Annotated in this window: 1 protein-coding gene and 1 pseudogene; both read right to left on the bottom strand. The window is 57.8% G+C overall.

Annotation, left to right across the window (positions count from 1 at the left end; genetic code table 11):
- Positions 1 to 220 precede the first annotated feature (220 nt).
- A pseudogene (locus tag JNK74_28845) lies at positions 221 to 319 on the bottom strand (4-hydroxybenzoate octaprenyltransferase).
- 95 nt (positions 320 to 414) lie between these two features.
- A partial coding sequence (locus tag JNK74_28840; protein MBL7650189.1) for a 3-octaprenyl-4-hydroxybenzoate carboxy-lyase occupies positions 415 to 721 on the bottom strand: 307 nt, incomplete at its 5' end.

The raw sequence follows: 721 nt of genomic DNA, 5'->3' as shown, positions 1-721 counted from the left end.
CCGCGCTGCGGGCGAAGACCATGCAGAGCAGAATGCCGACGAGTTCCTGCCAGCGGATTTGGAACTTCGCCGCCATAGCCCAGTCAAATGGAATGACCTGGAACCCTAGAATATTGAGGTACGGATCGTGGATGAATACCTGCGTCCCGCCTGCGCCAATTGAGTACGTTGTGGGATCGTATGGATCAATTTCTGGGGCAGGGTAATCAATCGCTTGCATCCGCCAAGCCATCAACGCCGCCAGCAGTGCAAACGGCAACGCAAACAGCGTATGGCTGAACCGAATTAGCGAAAGAAAGTGGCGGATCGTTTGGAGCATTCTCAAATACAAGTCTCACGCAAAGGCGCGAAGGCGCAAAGAATACAAAAGCAAACTTGTATTTCCTTTGCGCCTTTGCGTGAGATCTTTCTTTCTTATTTATCCGCGCCCCAGCGGTTGATGAGGGCGTTGTCGATGCCGAGTTGGTCGCAGATGCGCGCCACCATGAAGTCGACCAGATCCCGCAGCGTGTTCACGCCGTGGTACCACCCCGGCGCCGCCGGCATTACGACGGCGCCCGCCTCAGTGCACTTCCGCAGGTTGTCGATATGCGGCAGCGAGAGCGGCGTCTCGCGCGGCACGAGGATCAACTTCCGTCGTTCCTTCAAGTGAACCTCGGCGGCCCGTTGAATGAGGTTCCCCGACGATGCGTGGGCCACGGCGCTCAGCGTCGAGCCCGAG

It is taken from the genome of Candidatus Hydrogenedentota bacterium, assembly GCA_016791475.1.
In the GTDB taxonomy this organism is placed as follows: domain Bacteria; phylum Hydrogenedentota; class Hydrogenedentia; order Hydrogenedentales; family JAEUWI01; genus JAEUWI01.
The sequence above is the reverse complement of the archived record's forward strand: the minus strand, read 5'-3'. Positions and strand labels throughout refer to the sequence as shown.